The 16,598-nt window shown below is 66.0% G+C and carries 14 protein-coding genes and 2 pseudogenes; 8 read left to right on the forward strand and 8 right to left on the reverse strand.

Annotated elements, in window-relative coordinates; all coding sequences use genetic code 11:
- Positions 1–452 precede the first annotated feature (452 nt).
- From FAF44_RS47160 to FAF44_RS47175, 4 genes are all read left to right on the forward strand, one after another.
- On the forward strand, positions 453–1,328 hold the full coding sequence (locus FAF44_RS47160; RefSeq protein WP_237109987.1) for a DUF4423 domain-containing protein: 876 nt from the start codon (positions 453–455) through the stop codon (positions 1,326–1,328).
- Between the two features lie 70 nt (positions 1,329–1,398).
- The gene (locus tag FAF44_RS47165) at positions 1,399–2,391 is read left to right on the forward strand and encodes an amidohydrolase family protein (protein WP_237109988.1); all 993 of its coding nucleotides are present in this window, start codon (positions 1,399–1,401) and stop codon (positions 2,389–2,391) included.
- Between the two features lie 34 nt (positions 2,392–2,425).
- Entirely contained in the window at positions 2,426–3,319 is an 894-nt protein-coding gene (locus tag FAF44_RS47170; protein WP_237109989.1) for an amidohydrolase family protein, read from the forward strand.
- Between the two features lie 10 nt (positions 3,320–3,329).
- Positions 3,330–4,223: an asparagine synthase-related protein gene (locus tag FAF44_RS47175; protein ID WP_308193516.1), complete on the forward strand. Its 894-nt coding sequence runs from the start codon at positions 3,330–3,332 to the stop codon at positions 4,221–4,223.
- 316 nt (positions 4,224–4,539) lie between these two features.
- Here FAF44_RS47175 and FAF44_RS56540 read toward each other — a convergent pair.
- A pseudogene (locus FAF44_RS56540) lies at positions 4,540–4,896 on the reverse strand (transposase); the annotation flags it as partial.
- Positions 4,897–5,112: 216 nt separating this feature from the next.
- A complete protein-coding gene (locus FAF44_RS47180) occupies positions 5,113–5,430 on the reverse strand; it encodes a YciI family protein (protein ID WP_237109990.1) in 318 nt (105 codons plus the stop codon).
- 269 nt (positions 5,431–5,699) lie between these two features.
- Between FAF44_RS47180 and FAF44_RS47185 the strand changes: the two genes are divergently transcribed.
- Positions 5,700–6,824 (forward strand): pentapeptide repeat-containing protein, encoded by a 1,125-nt coding sequence (locus tag FAF44_RS47185; protein WP_237109991.1) that lies wholly within the window; start codon positions 5,700–5,702, stop codon positions 6,822–6,824.
- Between the two features lie 13 nt (positions 6,825–6,837).
- Here the strand turns inward: FAF44_RS47185 and FAF44_RS47190 are convergent.
- The 4 genes and pseudogenes from FAF44_RS47190 to FAF44_RS47205 all read right to left on the reverse strand — a co-directional run.
- Positions 6,838–7,332: pseudogene (locus FAF44_RS47190) on the reverse strand (transposase family protein); the annotation flags it as partial.
- 469 nt (positions 7,333–7,801) lie between these two features.
- A complete protein-coding gene (locus FAF44_RS47195; protein ID WP_237109992.1) occupies positions 7,802–8,158 on the reverse strand; it encodes a DUF6086 family protein in 357 nt (118 codons plus the stop codon).
- 197 nt (positions 8,159–8,355) lie between these two features.
- The gene (locus tag FAF44_RS47200; RefSeq protein ID WP_237109993.1) at positions 8,356–9,441 is read right to left on the reverse strand and encodes an integrase core domain-containing protein; all 1,086 of its coding nucleotides are present in this window, start codon (positions 9,439–9,441) and stop codon (positions 8,356–8,358) included.
- 31 nt (positions 9,442–9,472) lie between these two features.
- Complete coding sequence (locus FAF44_RS47205; RefSeq protein ID WP_237109994.1) at positions 9,473–10,663, reverse strand: IS256 family transposase; 1,191 nt, start codon at positions 10,661–10,663, stop codon at positions 9,473–9,475.
- Between the two features lie 364 nt (positions 10,664–11,027).
- Here FAF44_RS47205 and FAF44_RS56545 point away from each other — a divergent pair, with 364 nt between their 5' ends.
- Positions 11,028–11,156, forward strand: a complete 129-nt coding sequence (locus FAF44_RS56545) for a methyltransferase domain-containing protein (protein ID WP_368857797.1) — start codon at positions 11,028–11,030, stop codon at positions 11,154–11,156.
- On the forward strand, positions 11,138–11,305 hold the full coding sequence (locus FAF44_RS47210; protein ID WP_237109995.1) for a hypothetical protein: 168 nt from the start codon (positions 11,138–11,140) through the stop codon (positions 11,303–11,305). The genes FAF44_RS56545 and FAF44_RS47210 overlap by 19 nt, the downstream gene beginning before the upstream one ends.
- Before the next feature lie 101 nt (positions 11,306–11,406).
- Here FAF44_RS47210 and FAF44_RS47215 read toward each other — a convergent pair whose 3' ends face one another.
- Entirely contained in the window at positions 11,407–12,039 is a 633-nt protein-coding gene (locus FAF44_RS47215; protein WP_237109996.1) for a hypothetical protein, read from the reverse strand.
- A 159-nt stretch (positions 12,040–12,198) separates the two neighbouring features.
- A complete protein-coding gene (locus FAF44_RS47220) occupies positions 12,199–14,757 on the reverse strand; it encodes a phospholipase A2 (protein WP_237109997.1) in 2,559 nt (852 codons plus the stop codon).
- A gap of 368 nt (positions 14,758–15,125) precedes the next feature.
- On the opposite strand from FAF44_RS47220, the gene FAF44_RS47225 reads away from it, so the two are divergent.
- The gene (locus FAF44_RS47225; RefSeq protein WP_237109998.1) at positions 15,126–16,322 is read left to right on the forward strand and encodes an IS4 family transposase; all 1,197 of its coding nucleotides are present in this window, start codon (positions 15,126–15,128) and stop codon (positions 16,320–16,322) included.
- Positions 16,323–16,598: the final 276 nt, after the last annotated feature.

Below are 16,598 nucleotides of genomic sequence, written 5' to 3' on the forward strand. Positions count from 1 at the left end.
GTTGCCAAATCTCCACCCAGCCGGGCTTGCCTAGAGGTCTTCAGACTGCCCTCGACGTCACTCCAGGTAACCGCTCCCCAGAGAGTGCTCAAGAGCCGGAAAATGAGGCGGCGTCATCATCCTCCTCGCCCAGATCGCTCACCGGCCTCGTCCTCTGGGTTCGTGGCGCCCCAAAAGCGCCTGGGACGAGTCATTATGCGGAAGGTGACCCAGGAGGGTCGGCATCCTTACCTTCAGGGTGGGGAGCATGGGCATCGGTACGTCCGCATGGTCTGGACGTTTATCCAGGGGCCTTCGGTTATGGAGCGAGGCGACATCGTCTCGTTCATCGAGGTGGAGACGGAAAATGCTTCCCTCGCCACCGACGTGCAGGAGGTCGTCGACGCGTGATCGTGTAGGTGAGCAAGCTGTGGGAGGCAGCGACCAGGCCGCCTACGGCCCCTGAAGGCCGCGTGAGTACGGCAACGCACACCAGCATCGCCGGCGCTCTAGCGGTCGAGCTGCTGAACGGCATCCTCGGGACGCGCGGTCGCGCCGACGGCGAGTCGGCGATCAGCGACCTCGCCCGCTTCTGCGGTGGTCTGCCGCTGGCCCTGCGCATCGCGGGAAACCGGCTGGTCAGCCGGCCCGGCTGGCGGACCGCGGACTTCGTCGATCGGCTGGCGGACGAGGAGCGGCGTCTCGAACAGCTCAAAGCCGGGGATCTCAAGATCGCTACCGCGTTCGGGATGTCGTACGAGCAACTCGCCCCGTCCGCGCGGCGGGTCTTTCGCCGCCTGGCCCTGGTGCCCGGCCGGGACTTCGACGCCGCCCTGGCCGCCGTTCTCGGCGGGATCCCGATCGAGGACGCCTGGAACGCCCTCGACGAGCTCGTCGATCTCGGCCTGCTGGAGGACAGCACGTCGGGCCGCTACCGTTTCCACGACCTCGTGCGACTGTTCGCCCGTGACCGGCTGAGGGAGGAGGAGTCCGCGGCCGGCCACGGGCTCACCGAAACGATGACGGCGTGGCTGCTGGAGATGGCCACCGCCGCCGGGCGATGGTACGAGCCCGCCCACGACCACCCCGAACGTCCTGGCACCGGCCCGTCCTCCCCGGAGGAGGCGGACGACTGGCTGCGCGCGAACGTGGACAACTGGCTGACCGCACTGCGGCACGCGGCGGGGAACGGCCGCCACCTCGCGGTCCTCGCCTGTGCCGAGTCGATGGACTGGTTCTCCGACCGGTGGATGCACGCGCCGCACTGGCACGAGGGCAACGCCTGGGACATACGGGACATTCCGTCGTTTGGTGACTCCTTTGCCGCGGATCTCGTGTGCCGGTTCTAGAGGGAGGTATGCCTTCCAGAGGTCGTGTCATCGGGGGATGGCCGGCGAGGGATGAGTAGGGGATCGTCGTATGCAGGGCAAGATCGCGCTTGAGGAGCACTGGGAGTCGCCGGACTTCCCCGCCACCGGCAGCCACGACTTCACCAAGAAGGACTGGTTCGCCGACGTCCAGCGCCGTCTGCGCGAGGTCGACGAGCGGGTGGCGGACATGGACCGCAACGGGATCGGCATCGACATCCTGTCGCTCACCCAGCCCGGCATCGAGGGCATCACCGACGCCGGGCAGGCGGTCGACATGGCCCGCCGGATGAACGACCACGCCGCGGAGAAGCTGGTCGCCCGCCACCCCAGCAGGCTGCGGGCCTTCGCCGCGCTGCCGCTGCAGGCGCCGGAGAAGGCCGCCGAGGAACTCGAGCGCTGCGTGCGCGACATGGGCTTCGTCGGCGCACTGATCAACGGCTACAGCAACATCGGTGACGAGAACACCGCCCAGTACCTGGACGAGGCGCCGGTCGAGCCGTTCTGGGCCAAGGTGGAAGAGCTCGGCGTGCCCGTCTACCTGCACCCGCGCATCCCGCTGCCCAACCAGCAGCGGATCTACCAGGGCTACGAGGGGCTGCTGGGCTCGGCGTGGGGATTCGGGCAGGAGACCTCCACCCACGCGGTCCGGCTGATGCTCAGCGGCCTGTTCGACCGCCATCCCAAGGTGAACGTGATCCTCGGCCACCTCGGCGAGGCGCTGCCGTTCACCCTGCCGCGCCTGGACCACCGGCTGCGCCACCAGCGTCCGGAGACCCACGGCGTGCACAAGCAGCCGCCGACCTACTACCTGCGCAACAACTTCTACGTCACCACCAGTGGCGTCTTCCGCAGCCAGACGCTGCTGAACACCTTGCTGGAGATCGGCTCGGACCGGGTGCTGTTCTCGGTGGACTACCCGTACGAGAGCATGGACGAACTGGCACCCTGGTTCGACGCGTGCCCGATCAGCGACAACGACCGGGAGAAGATCGGCAGGACGAACGCCGAGAAACTGTTCGGTCTGGAACCGCAGAACGCCTGACCGGCACGGCCACGTGGAGAAACCCGGAGCAGCCATGGACGGCAAGATCGCGCTCGAAGAGCACGTGACCACCCCGCGCAACAACGAGCTGTGGGATGCCGCCGGTGAGGCCGCCCGCAACGGCAAGGACTACATGGCCGACGTCGAGCGCCGGCTGCTGGAGGTCGACGAGCGGGTCAAGGAGATGGACCGGTACGGCATCGAGGCCACGATCCTGTCGCTGACCTCGCCGGGCGCGCAGTCGATCACCGATGCCGCCACCGCCACCGCCTTCGCCCGCGAGACCAACGACACCATCAAGGACACGCTGCTGGACCGCCATCCCGGCCGCCTGTTCGGCTTCGCCGCCGTGGCGCTGCAGGATCCCGCGAGCGCCGCCGACGAACTGGACCGGGCCGTCACCCAGCTCGGTTACAAGGGCGCGCTGATCAACGGCTACACCAACCTGACCGGCCCCGACGACGCCCGCTACCTCGACGAGCCGGACAACCACGTGTTCTGGGACCGCGTCGCGGCGCTGAACGTCCCGGTATACCTGCACCCGCGCGAGCCGCTGCCCAGCCAGACCCGCATCTACCAGGGGTACGCGTCGCTGGTCGGCTCGGCGTGGGCCTTCGCCCACGAGACGGCCACCCACGCGGTCCGGCTGATGCTCAGCGGCCTGTTCGACCGCCACCCCGGCCTGACGATCATCCTCGGTCACCTCGGCGAGGGCCTGCCGTTCCTGCTGCCCCGCCTGGAGCACCGCCTGCACCTGCAACGTCACGGCACCGGACTGGGCCGGGCCCAGCGGCCGGTCAGCGCCTACCTGTCGGAGAACTTCTACCTCACCACCAGCGGCCACTTCCACACCAAGGCGCTGCACGACACCATCGCCGAGATGAGCGTTGACGCCGAAGCGCCCCAGAGGCTGCTCGGAAACGCGTGATCGCCGGGACGTGCCCGACCCGCTCGCCGCCGCCGCGCGCATCGCCTGCCCCGAACGGCTCGCGCTGTGGTCCGACCGTTCCGCTTACCAGGGCGTGCGCCGCCTCGGCGGGGGCATGGCCGTGTACCTCGATCGGGACGGGATGCGCACCCGCACGTACGAAGCGCCACCGGCGGCCGACGGCGGTCCGCACCGGGTCCGGTCGGCCCTGGTCACCGCGGTCGACCGGCGGCTCGCGCTGCCGGGCGCGCTCGGCGCCGACCTCAGCGGTGGGCTCGACTCCGGCGCGCTGACCTTCCTGGCGGCCCGGCACACGCGGGCGACGCCTCTGCACGCGATCACCTACGCCCATCCGGCCGCGCCGGCTGCGGACCTCTCCGAGGCCACCGCCCAGGCCCGGCTCGACCCGCGGATCCGGCACACCGTCGTGCTGGGCGGCGCGGCGACGCTGCCCTACCAGGACCTTCCGGCGGGCGAACCAGGTCACTGCGAACCCGCGCCCGCGCTCATCTCGTGGCGGCGGGCCGCGCTGCGGTTCGAGCACGCCGCCGGGCGGGGCGTGGCCGTCCACCTGACCGGCGAGGGCGGCGACGCGCTGCTCGGGGCGCACCCTCCCACCTGGCCGAACTGGCCAGAAGACGACACCTGCGCGCGTTGCTGCGGCAGTGCGCGGCGTACGGGCGGCTGCGCCAGCAGTCACCGGCCAGGCTGGTCACCAGGGCGGTGGCGGTGGCCGCGGTCGGGCCGCAGGCCGCGCTGCGGCGGCTCGGCCGGCGGCTGGCCCCGGCGGGCCGGGTGCGCGGCGAACCGAGAGGGCTGGAGTGGGCCGACGCCGTGGCGCGGTGGCCGGTTCCGTAGCCAAACCGGGGAGAACGGCGCACACACCGCTTCCACCAGCGCATAACCATCCGCGCCATAAGCACGTGCAAGCTCAGCCCGCTTCGTCTCCGATGCCGGCAGCCGCCAGGAGTCGACGCGGGCACGGTGCGTTCAGCCCATCCCGGCAGCTCAAAGACCCTGCTCGTCCAGCCGGGGTCGGCAGCCGAGATCGCCTCCAACGCCGCGCGGACACATTCCCCGGCCAACTCCAGCCGGTTCAGGTTCCGCACCGCGCTGATCACGTGCGTGGAGTCGGTACGCATCTTGCCACCCGCCCCGATCATGCCTTTCTCGGCAAGCTTGGCCAGCAGCAGGTCCAGAGCCCTCTCCTCCAGCCCATGGGCGATGACCCGGGTCCGGAACTCACTCAGCACACTCGCGTCGAACCCAGGATCGTCCAACGCCAGCCCTAAAGCATATTTCCAGCTCAAGTCCGCTCGCACCGTCTCGGCGGCCTGCCGGTCGGTCAGATTCTCCACCCGCTGCAACACCGTGATCAACGCCAGCCGGCCCGGTGACCAGCCCGGTTTACCCTCAGCCGCGAACTCCGCGTCGGCGAACAACTCGCCAAGCTCATCCCGGACCCGGACGGGCAGCGGCGGCTGCCGCTTGCCGCGATACATCGACCGGATCGCCGCCGCGATCACTGGATCCGGCTCCGGCCAGGATCGGGGTTGCATCGACACCGACCACTCCATCCGCGACCGGGAGGGGGAACCCCGGCCGCGCACTGCATGATCCCGGACGTCAAAGACTCAGGTCACGAACCTACAGCCGCGTGTCGCGAGTTAGCCAGCAGGATCATCAACAGGCTCAAACGCCACCAAACTGTCGCGACCAGGTACGGCAGGTTCGCCGTCCGCTACGAAGCCACCGGGATCATCGCTGCCATCAACGAATGGCTGTAGCCATTTTCAGCCACGCACCTGAGACTGCTCCACCCCGAGCACCGTGGCCAGTGCTGGGTGCACCCGTCCCACATCGATGGTCGTGATCGTGTATGCGGCGACACCAGCCACAACAAACGGATCCTCGGCAGCTATCCGCTCGGCAGCCACGCGGTCAACGCCGCCCGCCACTATGGCCCCACCAAGACTCGGCGGCACCGTCTGCCCTGACAGCAAGAACGTGCCACCGCGGTGATGATGTTCCAGGAAATCGACATGAGCAGCGACGAAGGGCTCGGCCTCCCGCTCCGACGCCGTGTACTGCAGAGACAACAAGTGCAGCATACCGTTCCGTTCCCTCAGATCTCCTTCAAGTGATCGGCACATCATGGCAGTCGTTGCTCCTCATGGGGGAATTGGACCACAAAACGATCAGGAATCACGCCGTGGAATCGGGCCGGGCACCGCGGGTCCGGGAGCCTGGGCAGGCTGGGCCGGCGGTGCCCGGGGGCGATCCCGTTGAGTGGCGCTGTTGATGTACGCCGTTGCCCGGAACAGCGTTGCCCGCGTGTCAGTGGACCATGACGCCCCAAGACCCCGGCATCGTAGGAGGTATGTCACGCCTGCCCCGACGCGCACCCCGCCAAGGCGCTCCTGAGCCGTCTCCGGTTCACCTGTCGCACATCGGCATCGCCCTGGCCCTCACCTTATTCGCGGCAACGCTCATGGCCGGCGGACTGCTGGCCGCTGCCCTGGCCTGGATCGGGCTGCCGTCGAAGCTCACCCTCGACACGGGCAATCTGCTGGAGATCATCAAGATCTCCCTGGCCGTGGTTGGCGGCATCGGCGGCGCCGTCGCCCTGGTCGTCGCCTACCGCAAACAGCGCCTGGCGGAGGAAGAAAACCAGCGGGCCCGCCTGACGACCCGGCGCGAAAACACCAAGCTGTACGCCGAACGCTTCGACAAGGCCACCGACAAGCTCGGCTCCGAGTCCCCCGCGGTCCGCCTGGCCGGCGTCCACGCCTTGGCCGCCCTCGCCGACGGCTGGACGGATGGCCGCCAGATGTGCATCGACGTTCTGTGCGCCTACCTGCGTATGCCTCCTGAGCCCGAACCCGACATCGGCCAAGAACCGGCCAGGCATAGCGCCTGGCGCGCCATGCGCGAGGTACGGGCGACCATCATCCGGCTCATCGGTACCCACCTTTCCCGCAATGCCCCTGCTCCCTGGCACGGACACGACTTTGACTTCACCGGCGTCACCTTCGACGCCAGCGCGAACTTCGCAGGTGCTGTCTTCTCCGGCGGCCGTGTCTGGTTCATCGATGCCGTCTTCTCCGGGGAAGAAATCTTCTTCACCGGCGCCACCTTCTCTGGCAGCGTGGTCATGTTCAACCGCGCGGTCTTCTCCGGCTCGACCTGGTTCCACAACGCCACCTTCGGCGACAGCGAGATCTCGTTCGAAGGCGCTGTCTTCTCCGGCGGCAAGGTCTCGTTCGCCAGAGCCATCTTCTCCGGCGCGAGCGTCATCTTCTCGGGCGCTATCTTCTCCGGTAGCAGGGTCTCGTTCGCCGATGCGAAGTTCTCCAGCGGAAGGATCCCGTTCGACGGCGCAAAGTTCTCCGGTGGAGATGTCGACTTCACCCAGGTTGCCGAATGGTCTCACCCGCCCACGGGGCTGCCCAACGAATCGACAGTGCTGCGACTGCCAGCATCACCCGAGTCTCAACCGGTCTAGCGCGGCCGCCAGGCAGGATGCCCCAGATGCGGGCGGCGCTCAGGTCGTGCGTCGTCCCCGGCAGCGCGCCCGAGGTCCACAGGATCGCCCCGTTCGGCGAGGCGATGACCTGGACGTTCATCCCGTGCACGCGATGCTTGCCGGAGAAGTACGGCCGATCGGCGGCGATCCGATCGGTGCGGATCAGCGTGCCGTCCAGCACCAGGTAATGCAGCCCATCCCGCTTCGCCTTGCGCAGCGCCTGCCCGAGTTTCGGGGAGCGGGCCGACAACAGTGCGACGGTCTCCTCCACATACCGCCACGCGGTCGCCGTCGACACCCCGAACCCTGCCCCGAGCTCGCTGAACGTCTCGCCCTTACGCAGGTAAACCAGCACCAGCAGCGCCTGCTGCCCTGGGTTGAGCAGCCGCCAGGCCGACCTGATCGCCTTGCGCCGCCGGCGGATCACTCCGGCGACGTAGTTCAGCGTTGAGCGCGACAAATCGACGGCGGCGCGATAGAAAAGCATCCGAGGCCCCTGGTTGTGACGGATCTGGTTGTGGTGATCAATCCATCTACCAGGGGTTTCTTACGTCGTCAGGCGAACACCAGGCTCGCGATCATGCTGTTACCAGCAACCTGCCGCTAGGGGGATGCAAAAGCCTCACTGTTGTACGTCAAGGGAATCTCGACTACCTCGCCGCTGGACTCCTTCAATTCGACGATCAGTTTTCTCGGTGAATTCACCTCGGAATGCCCGTAGCAGGAGATCAGCGAACCGGTGGTCGCGGTTGAAGCCCTGTGGGACGGCGATAGTCAGGGCTGGTTCGTGGAGCTGGTTGCAATCAGCTCCACGACGAAGGTGTTCGTCGATTCGATCACGAACCTGCGGGGAGAACTCTGCCCACCACCTATCCCGCACTCCCACACCTAGCAGTCTAGCCAGCGATGATCGCGGTGTTGCTACACTCCTCTCAAACGCCCACTTATGAATGTCGTCATCTAGGCATCTTCTGAGAGAAATCGTGAGCTTGATCGAGGATATCCTCGAGGCGTACAGTCGGACGCCACATCGGCTCCACCTCGAAAATCAGTGCGACCGATATCGGAAGAATCACGCCCAGCAGGTGGCGATATATATCGTGATTGGATTCCGCGTATTCGATTGCCATCGCGTCAACAAAGGCTTGGAATTGCGCAAGATCGATATCATAGTAATCGTTGGCGATCGCGTGCACGCCACTTGGCCGACCAAGTATGCGCGCCACCGAAGCGACCATTTCTATATAGAGCTTGCCAACCTTGAGCGCTGGACTCCAGACTGTCCTATCGGCAATATCGAACACATAGCTCATGGCAGCCTCCCTGGGAGCCAAATCAGAAGGGACTGGTTGCGCCCTGGACTTGCTCGAGCGCAACCAGCCGCACCAAACTACCCTACCTGCACTGCTGCACCGCAGCTGTTCGAGCTATCCGCCCCAGTCCAGCCGTATGTCGACTCCCGGATTAGCCTGTACCGCTCGAATATTGCGTTCCGTACCCTGAGCTGCGGTTAAGCAGCGTGGTGGTACTCGCCGATCATGCCTGCAACTACGGGTTTTCGGCGGATGGATCGCAGGTCGTCGAGTTCGGTCACATCGCGGGAGGGCTGCGTTGCAATGTCCGGAGGCCGTTGGCACCGGGACTGATGCGGCCGGTGCCCGTTGTAATGGACCAGATACTCTTGCAGCACGCGGGCCAGATGGCGTTCCTTGAGGATCAGGATCCGGTCCAGAAGTTCGCGGCGCAGGGTGCCGATGCCCCGCTCACAGATGGCGTTCATCCTCGGCGTCCGCAGCAGCGTGGTGATGTCCCGCAGCCCTTCAGATGTGAAGACCTCCCTGAACATGGAGGTGAAGAGCGGGTCTCGATCGTGGATCACGAACCGCAGCCCGGCGATGCGCTCCCCCAGGTCCATGATCAGGTTGCGGGCCTGTTGCACCGTCCACGCGCCGGTCGGGTGCGCGGTCACGCCGGCCAGGTGCAGTCGCCGAGTGCCGTGCTCGATGAAGACCAGCACATACAGCCGCTTGAGCAGCACCGTCTCGACCACAAGGAAGTCGCAGGCGATGATCGCGTGGGCTTGGGCGGTCAGGAATTGCCGCCAGGTCGGCCCGGCTCGGCGGGGCGCAGGACTGATGCCCGCGGCGTGCAGGATCTCCCACACCGTGGAGGCCGCGATCGGGTAGCCCAGGCGAGCCAACTCGCCTCGTATTCTCCGGTGCCCCCAGGTCGGGTTCTCCCGAGCCATCCGCACGACCAAAGCCTTGACCGGCCGACGAGTACCGGGCCGTCCCGGGCGCCTCCGGTCGGTGAAGGTCCACTTACGCGCTACCAGGTGACGATGCCAGCGCAAGATCGTCGCTGGCGTGACCGGGAAGACTTCCGCCCACCGGCAGCGGTGGAACAGCCGCGACAACGCCGTGAGCCAGAGCCGGTCGGCGTGATCCCACCGCGGCCGACCGCCAACCCGGCGGCGGACCACTTGGTTCTCGTGACGAAGCACCAGCAGCTCAACATCCTTGGACAGATCAGCGCGGACCAGCACCATCAGCAGGCAGAACAAGCCCCCCACCAACCGATAGACAAGCGACAACACCACATCACGATGATCGCAGCCACCGCCCTGATCACGCAGCGAAACCCCAGTTCACAGCACGAAACCGCGTTTTCGAGCGGAACAGGGTCTCGCCGAAGGTGCGCTCGATGAAGTTGGAGTGGCGGATGCGCTTGTGATGCTCGGGCGGGAAGCGCAGGTAAGTGGTCAGGCTTTGCCGGTCGGTCGGCAGGCTCTTGACCGCGCTCGGGTAGCGTCCGCCCCACGTGTCGGCGAAGGCGTCGATGCGGGCCTGCACCCACGCCACCAGGCCCGGGCCGGGCTCGATCTCCTTGTCGTCGTTGTCCGGGCTGCCGGTGTCGAAGATGTTCCAGAAGGCGGCCTTGACCTGGGCCTGGTCGCCGGCACTGACCTTCGATAGGACGTTGCGGCATTTATGGATCACACAGCGCTGACGCAGCGATCGGGGAAAGACCTGCTCAGCAGCGGCGATGAGACCGGGTGCGCCGTCGGAGACGACCAGGAGCGGTGGACGCAGCCCGCGGGTGGCCAGATCGGTCAGGAAGTCGTGCCAGGCGTCGGTCGACTCGGCCGCGGCGGCTGACAGGCCGGTGAAGACGGGTTTCCCCTCGGTGGTGATGCCCCAGGCGGCCAGCACCGGCTCGGCGCGCTGGCCGTCGTGCATCTTGAAGTGCGAGGCGTCCAGGAACAGGTAGTCCAGCTCGACGCCGGTCAGGTCGCGCCGGCTCCAGGCGTCGTACTCGGCGACGATGGCCTGGCAGATGGTCGAGACGGTCGACTTCGACAGGGCGGCCTCGGGGCCGAGGGCGTCGGCCAGGGCGCCTTCGACGTCGCGTACCGACAGGCCGCGCACGAAGGAGGCGATGACCAGGGTCTCCAGGGCGTTGGTGCGGGTCACGCCGGCGCCGAACAGGCGGGAGGCGAACGCTTCGGTGGTGCCGCGCAGTTTCGGCCGGGCGATGGTGACCGGGCCGCTGGTGGTCTTGATGGTGGTCGGGCAGTGCCCGTTGCGGTGACCGGGGCGTACGGCGTGTGCCTCGTCGCTGCTGGTGGCGGCGTCGGCGCGCTGGTAGCGGGCGCGGCCGAGGAAAGCGTCCACTTCGGCTTCGACGGCGGTCTGGATGATCAGGCGGGCACCGAGACGGGCGATGTCCTCGATGACCTCGACCAGATCACGACCTTCGGTGAACAGGGCGTCGATCTCGGCGCGGATGGCCTGAACGGGCGGTAGTGTGCGTGCCACGAGCGTAGGTCCTTGCGTAGTGCGAACTTTGGACGGTTCAGCACGGCAACCTACGCTCGTTTCCTTTTACACCGCATCTCGGACGCGACCCCCGGAGTTCATCCGGTGGATGACTGATGGAATCCTTGGCCGGTTGAGGTTCAGCTCTAGCGATCTGATGATCGATCTTGGGTGCGGGACGGGCCTCTACTCTCGCGGTCTAGGCGAGCACACCTGGCGCGGTGGTTTGCGCCGATCCCTCCCCAGCGATGTTGGAGCAACTCCCCGCCGACGAGGGTTTGATCCCGCTGTGCGCGGGAGCCGAGGACCTCGCCGAAGGCCGGGTCACGCCACCTCATGGCAGCTATGACGCGATCTCAAGGAGGTGCTTCACCACGTTGCAGATCCGCCGCAGGTCCTCGCCGGCCTGGCCCGCCTTTTGAGGCCGGGCGGGCGGATCCTTGTCGTCATGCTTCCGACGACCATCGACTACCGTTGTTCGAGGCAGCGCTGACGCTCTTCCGAGAACGGCAACCTGATCCGGAAGACGTGGCCGCTGCGATGGCTCTCAGCGGTCTTCAGGCCGAGCTGACCTACGACGCGTTTCCGCTCAGGTTCACCGTCGAGCGCTACACGCGGATGGTTCGCGACCGGTACATGTGATCCCCGGGAGCGAGCCGCGTACGTGCACCTCACCTGGAAGACCAACAAACCCTCGATTATCGCGTCGACTGACGGCTGACCACCGGTCGCCCCGGCCACGTTCACCGGTCGCTCCGGCCACGGCTCTGCGTCGCTGGGCGCCGGAGAACCGCCCAGACGATGAACGCCTGCACCATTCCGGCCGCGAAAGTCTCGAGCACCAGGAGCCCATGGTTCACAGCGGTCATGAACAGGCCGGTGCAGGCACTCGCAAGCAGCGACATGGGGAAGGTCGCGTAAAAGGCGAGAGGCCAGAGATCATTGTGATCGCCGCCAATCCAGGGTTCGGTGAGCCCGGCACGCATCGTGAACAGGCCAAGCAGGCAAAGGAGTGTCACTACACTCAGGTAGATCAGCGTTACCTTCGTCAGGCGTACGTTCGCCGTGTCGTCGTCGGGTGAGGAGTCGGTGCCGTTGGCCGCACCGCCCACCCGTTCCGCCGACCGCGCCCTGATCCCCCTGACGGCCAGCCAGAGAATGACGGTTTGCACTAGTCCGGTTGTCGTGAGCGCCCAAAGGTGTGCGGTGAGCCTGGCAGGGTCAACCGGGTCTGCGGGCATCAGCGAAGACAGCCCCGCGTCCCAAGCCCATTCAGTTCCGAGACTCAGCGGAAAAGCGGAAAGAAAGGGCCAAAGTAACTCCATGCCCCCTTTGTGGCCACCAGCCCTGAAGAAGTCCAGATGGGCGGCCAGCACAAATGTAAGCGAAGCAGCGGCGAGGACCCTCGCCCACCTTCTGCGCATCATACCCACCTTCTGAAATTACCCAGAGCGGCTTGTAGGAATCAGCACTCGGACCCGGATAAGACGATTCGCGAGCCCGAGTGCCAATAGAATATCAGCCGATCACTGGCGTTATCCTTCCGGATTCATCGCCGTTCCGCCCTGATAATATACCGCCTTGTAGTAGATATATGCCCAGTGCTCGCACACGCCAACTTCGAGCGGATAGCTATCGCACACGCCGTTCGCTAGAATGTGGAAGAAAACGGCGTCAACAGCGGTTTTCCTTGGCTTCAGGAAATTGCTGTACTTATGCGAATAGATGATACCGTACCCGTAGTCATGGCTGTCGCAGGCCCGCCGGAAGTCGAAACCTCCGGGATAATCTTTGTAGTCGCCCGGGAACACTGGATTCGTGCAGTGGTCCCATTCGACACCCACAACGGCCATGCCGTGCACCGTTCTCAGCCACTTGGGGGATTTCCTGGTGCTGAGCGGCTCTTCGGGTTCGTTGTCCATGTACACCGGATTCACCCAGCAGCCAGCTCTCTTGCCCAGCATGAAGTCCGAGGCGTAGCAAGGGGTGGTGGCTTTCACGCCTGGTGCCGGCTCGGCCGTGACCAGCTGGCCCGGTGCGCTGTAGGTGAGATTCCAGGTGCCGTCCTCCGGGGTGGTCAGCTGAGTGATGTTGCCTGTCGCATCGTAGGTATAGCTGCTCTTCAGCGGTGTGGCAGCGACCTTCGCGGTGCCCGTCTCGTAGTCACGTAGGTCGTATACCTCGCGCAGGCGCTTGTCAGCGTCGTAGGAGTAGCGGATGAGCGCCACGGCCGGTACTCCGGTACTCGCGTAGGTGATTTCCTTCAACTGGCCCGCTTGGTCTCCGAGCGTGGTTCCGGTCGCCGTGGTCTGCGTGGCGTAGGAGAAGGTGGCCGAGTGGCATCCTGATGTGGACGCGGACGCGCAGACCGTCTCCGGGTCGTCCGGGCTGGTGATCGTGCTCACCCGTCCCTGGGCATCGTAGTCCACGTGTTGTGTTCCCAGATCCGCGCCGCCCAGATCGATGATGACGCCCTCATCGCCGTTCATCCGCCAGGTGATGACGATGTCGGGCTCGCCGCCCTGCTGGGTAAAGGTGCCGTTTGCGTTCTGGAGGATCGTCTCTCCATCGGCAGCTCGCCACGTGTCTGCCCTACCCGCGACCGGATCGAACACCTTGCTACTGCCGCTGGCATGGGTGACCAGCAGGCTGCCGTCACGACTGCTGAGTCGGGCCGAGAGCATGCCGCCCAAGGGAGTCAGTCGCCAGTCGGGCCCCAGGACCTGCTCGTTCGGATTGGCCGTGTCGCCACGCGATCCCGCGCTGTGATTGCGTGTGGTGACCATGGCGCTCTCGTGGAGGTCGATGCCGTCCACGATGAATGAACCGGTCTCAGGATCGGTCCGGCCGGTACCGTCCAGGCTTGGCACCGACTCGTAGGTCACCGTCAGCGTCGGTGCGTCCTGGTCGCTGCCGTACTCGGCCGAAGCCAGGACTCGATAGTTGTCGTCCTCGGAGCCTTCATCGGCCGACTGGAGGACGACGCCGTAATTGGGCTCACCCGTCGACCACGCGGTGACGATGTCACTTACCGGCCATTCCAGGGTTCCCGGCCCGCAGTCGGAAGCGTAGGACTTGGTGACGATCACGGAGCCGTCGCTTGTGGATGATGGTGCGGTAGCCCAGGTGAGGTCGGCCGCGTCCCACTGGCTCGTGATCCTGCGCGCCTGGATTCCCGCCCCGACATCGTCCCCGCAGCCGGGTCCATCGGTGTTCAAGACGGAGAGCCGGGCATCGATGATCTTCTGCCACGCGAGCGAGGCCGTGTCGAAGACCAGGTGGGCCCGATTCTTGATACCGAAGAGACTTCCCGCTGTGAGAAAAGGAAAGGAGGGGTCGGCCCAGCTACCGTCGTCGGCCACGTCCACGTCGGCGTTGCTCGGGATGGTGTACGAACTGCTGAGGGTAACCGGGAAGGACGCCTCGTCCATGGTCGTCAAGTCGGCGGTCAGGCGTAGCTCCGAGCCGGAGTTCTCTGCCTTTGCCATGGCCTTGCCGGTTCTCGGCGACTTCGGATCAACGTGCGCGGACACCCGGGGGCCCGAGGCGAGGAGCGTGGTCTTGCCTGCTGTGCCGGTGAACACGCGGTTTTCGTGACCTGTGGCGGTGAGTCCACGGAGCGTCACGGGGAGTTTGAGATCCAGTATCTTGCCGGGCTGTTGCCGCACCACGAGTTCATAGCGGAACCCATGGGCCAGGGCAGTCAGGACGATATCCGTTCCAGGCGCGGCACCGTCTTTGTAGGTTGCCGTGTTGCCGGCGATGGTGGGACGTGGCAGTGGAGCCGGCCACTTCAGCGCGAGCGTTTCCCCGCTCTCAGTACTTACCTGCGCTAACGGTAGTGCGTCACCTCCCGCGGAAAACAGGAGTGGAATCTTCGCGACCTTCGGCTGCAGGGTCCCACTGCTTTCGACGAGTTTGGTGTCGATCGCCTGCCAGGTGGCGCTCTTCTTGATTCGGATCGGATTGGCGTGTAACTCCGCCTGGAGGCTTTTGCCGTCCGCGTTGGCGTAGTAGGTTGCGGTCTCGCTACGTAACGCCTCGATCTCGATTCGCTTGTTCTCGGTTTTGGCCTGCGTCTTTGCCTGTTCCACGGGGTCGTCCGACGCTGTTGTCCGCGCCGAGGATAACTCTGGGGTCGCGGCGGCCGGAGTGCTGACTAGTGCCGGCATTGCGGCGACCAAAGTCGTGGTGAGGGTGAGGGTTGCCGAGCGCCAAAATGTTCTGGGTGTTCGCAAGTAATTCCTTCGGTCGAGCGAATTGCCACAACCTGAAAAGTTTTATCCCAGCTTTACCTCATGTGCAAGGGTGATCAGCAATCTCAGTGCGTGTTTGAGAAGATCGTTCATGTTCGGCGTGGCGGTGTGACGACGAGAGCCAGTGCCCAATGCCGTTTAGATAGCGATCTTGCTGGTAGCCTCGCCCGGTGATCTTGCCCGGTGACACAGGTGGTTCGGGGCGGTTGACGGATCTGGTCGCGGTCGGAGCGCTGACATCGCTGATCCCTCGCCAGGTCCTGGACGCGGCCATCGCCACGCATGGATGCCGGGAGCGTCGCGTTCGCAAGCTCCCTGCGCATGTAGTCGTCTACCTGCTGATCGCGTTGTGCCTCTACCCGGACGACGACTATGAAGAGGTCTCCGAGAAACTGACGGGCATGCTGGCCCTGGCGCCGGGGTCGCGCTGGCAGACGCCGACCCGCGGGGCGATCACCCAAGCCCGCCAGCGCCTGGGAACCGAGGCGGTCAAAGAGGTGTTCCAGCAGGTCGCCCGGCCTGCGGCAACCGAGTCGACGCCGGGCGCGTGGCTGCACGGCCGGCGGGTGATGGCGATCGACGGGTTCGTCCTGGACCTGCCCGACACCGAGGCCAACGTCGCCGAGTTCGGCCGCGACAGCGCGGGCGGGTACGAGACCGCCTTCCCGCAGGCCCGGGTGGTTGCCATCAGCGAGTGCGCGAGTCACGCCATCGTGGCCGCCGACGTGGCGGGCTGCTGGGCCGGCGAGCAGACTCTCGCCTTCTCCCTGTATCGGCGGTTGACCGCGGAGATGCTGCTCACCGCCGACCGCGGCTTTTACAGCTTTCCCGCCTGGAACGAGGCCCGTCGCAGTAGCGCGCATTTGCTGTGGCGGGTCCAGGCCGGGCTGCGTCCGTATTGGCTGCGTGACCTGGCCGATGGATCCTGGCTCGCTGTCATCACCAAACCCGCCGGCCTGCGGCGATCGCAGAAGGACCGGCTGCGCGAGGCCGCCCGCCAGAGCCGAGACCTCGATCCCGACGACGCGGTGATCGTCCGGGTGGTCGACTGCACCGTGCCCAATCGCAAGGGCGAGCACATCCGGCTGATCACCAGCATCCTCGACCCGGCCGAGGCCACCGCCCAAGAGCTGGCCCGTTGCTACCACGACCGCTGGGAGGCCGAAACCGGCATCGATCAGCTCAAGACGCACCTGCGCGGGCCGGCCCGGATCCTGCGCTCCCGCGCCCCAGAGCTGGCCTATCAGGAGATCTGGGCCTTTCTGCTCACGCACTGGGCGTTATGCACGCTGATCTGCACCGCCGCCACCACGGCCGGGCTCGACCCCGACCGGATCAAGTTCCTGGGCACCGTCCGCATCGTGCGCCGCTCGGTCACCGACCGCGCGGCCTTTTCCCCCTGAGCCACCCGACGCCTCCTGGAACCGGGCCCTCTACCAGGTCGCACACCGACGCAACATGAACCCGCTCCGCCGCCACCGTTCCTACCCGCGAGCCGTCAAACGCTCACGCAAGAGCAGCTACCGCGAGCGACGTCCCTCCGACAAAGGCATCCGATACGCAGGACCGCCAACAGTCACACTGAACGCTTTTCATCCTCACGCCGCCTGCGAAACTCGGTGATTCTGCAGGACGGCGATGGCCTTGCACAGGTGGCCGGCCTTGGACGGGCTGCACCG

It is taken from the genome of Nonomuraea sp. MG754425 (assembly GCF_021699195.1).
Classification (GTDB): Bacteria; Actinomycetota; Actinomycetes; order Streptosporangiales; family Streptosporangiaceae; genus Nonomuraea.

Excerpts from the sequence above, each read along its gene's own strand:
- FAF44_RS47185 (WP_237109991.1), top strand. The coding sequence starts at position 5,700 with ATGTCACGCCTGCCCCGACGCGCACCCCGCCAAGGCGCTCCTGAGCCG.
- FAF44_RS47170 (WP_237109989.1), top strand. The coding sequence starts at position 2,426 with ATGGACGGCAAGATCGCGCTCGAAGAGCACGTGACCACCCCGCGCAAC.
- FAF44_RS47165 (WP_237109988.1), top strand. The coding sequence starts at position 1,399 with ATGCAGGGCAAGATCGCGCTTGAGGAGCACTGGGAGTCGCCGGACTTC.
- FAF44_RS47195 (WP_237109992.1), bottom strand. The coding sequence starts at position 8,158 with ATGAGCTATGTGTTCGATATTGCCGATAGGACAGTCTGGAGTCCAGCG.
- FAF44_RS47180 (WP_237109990.1), bottom strand. The coding sequence starts at position 5,430 with ATGCTGCACTTGTTGTCTCTGCAGTACACGGCGTCGGAGCGGGAGGCC.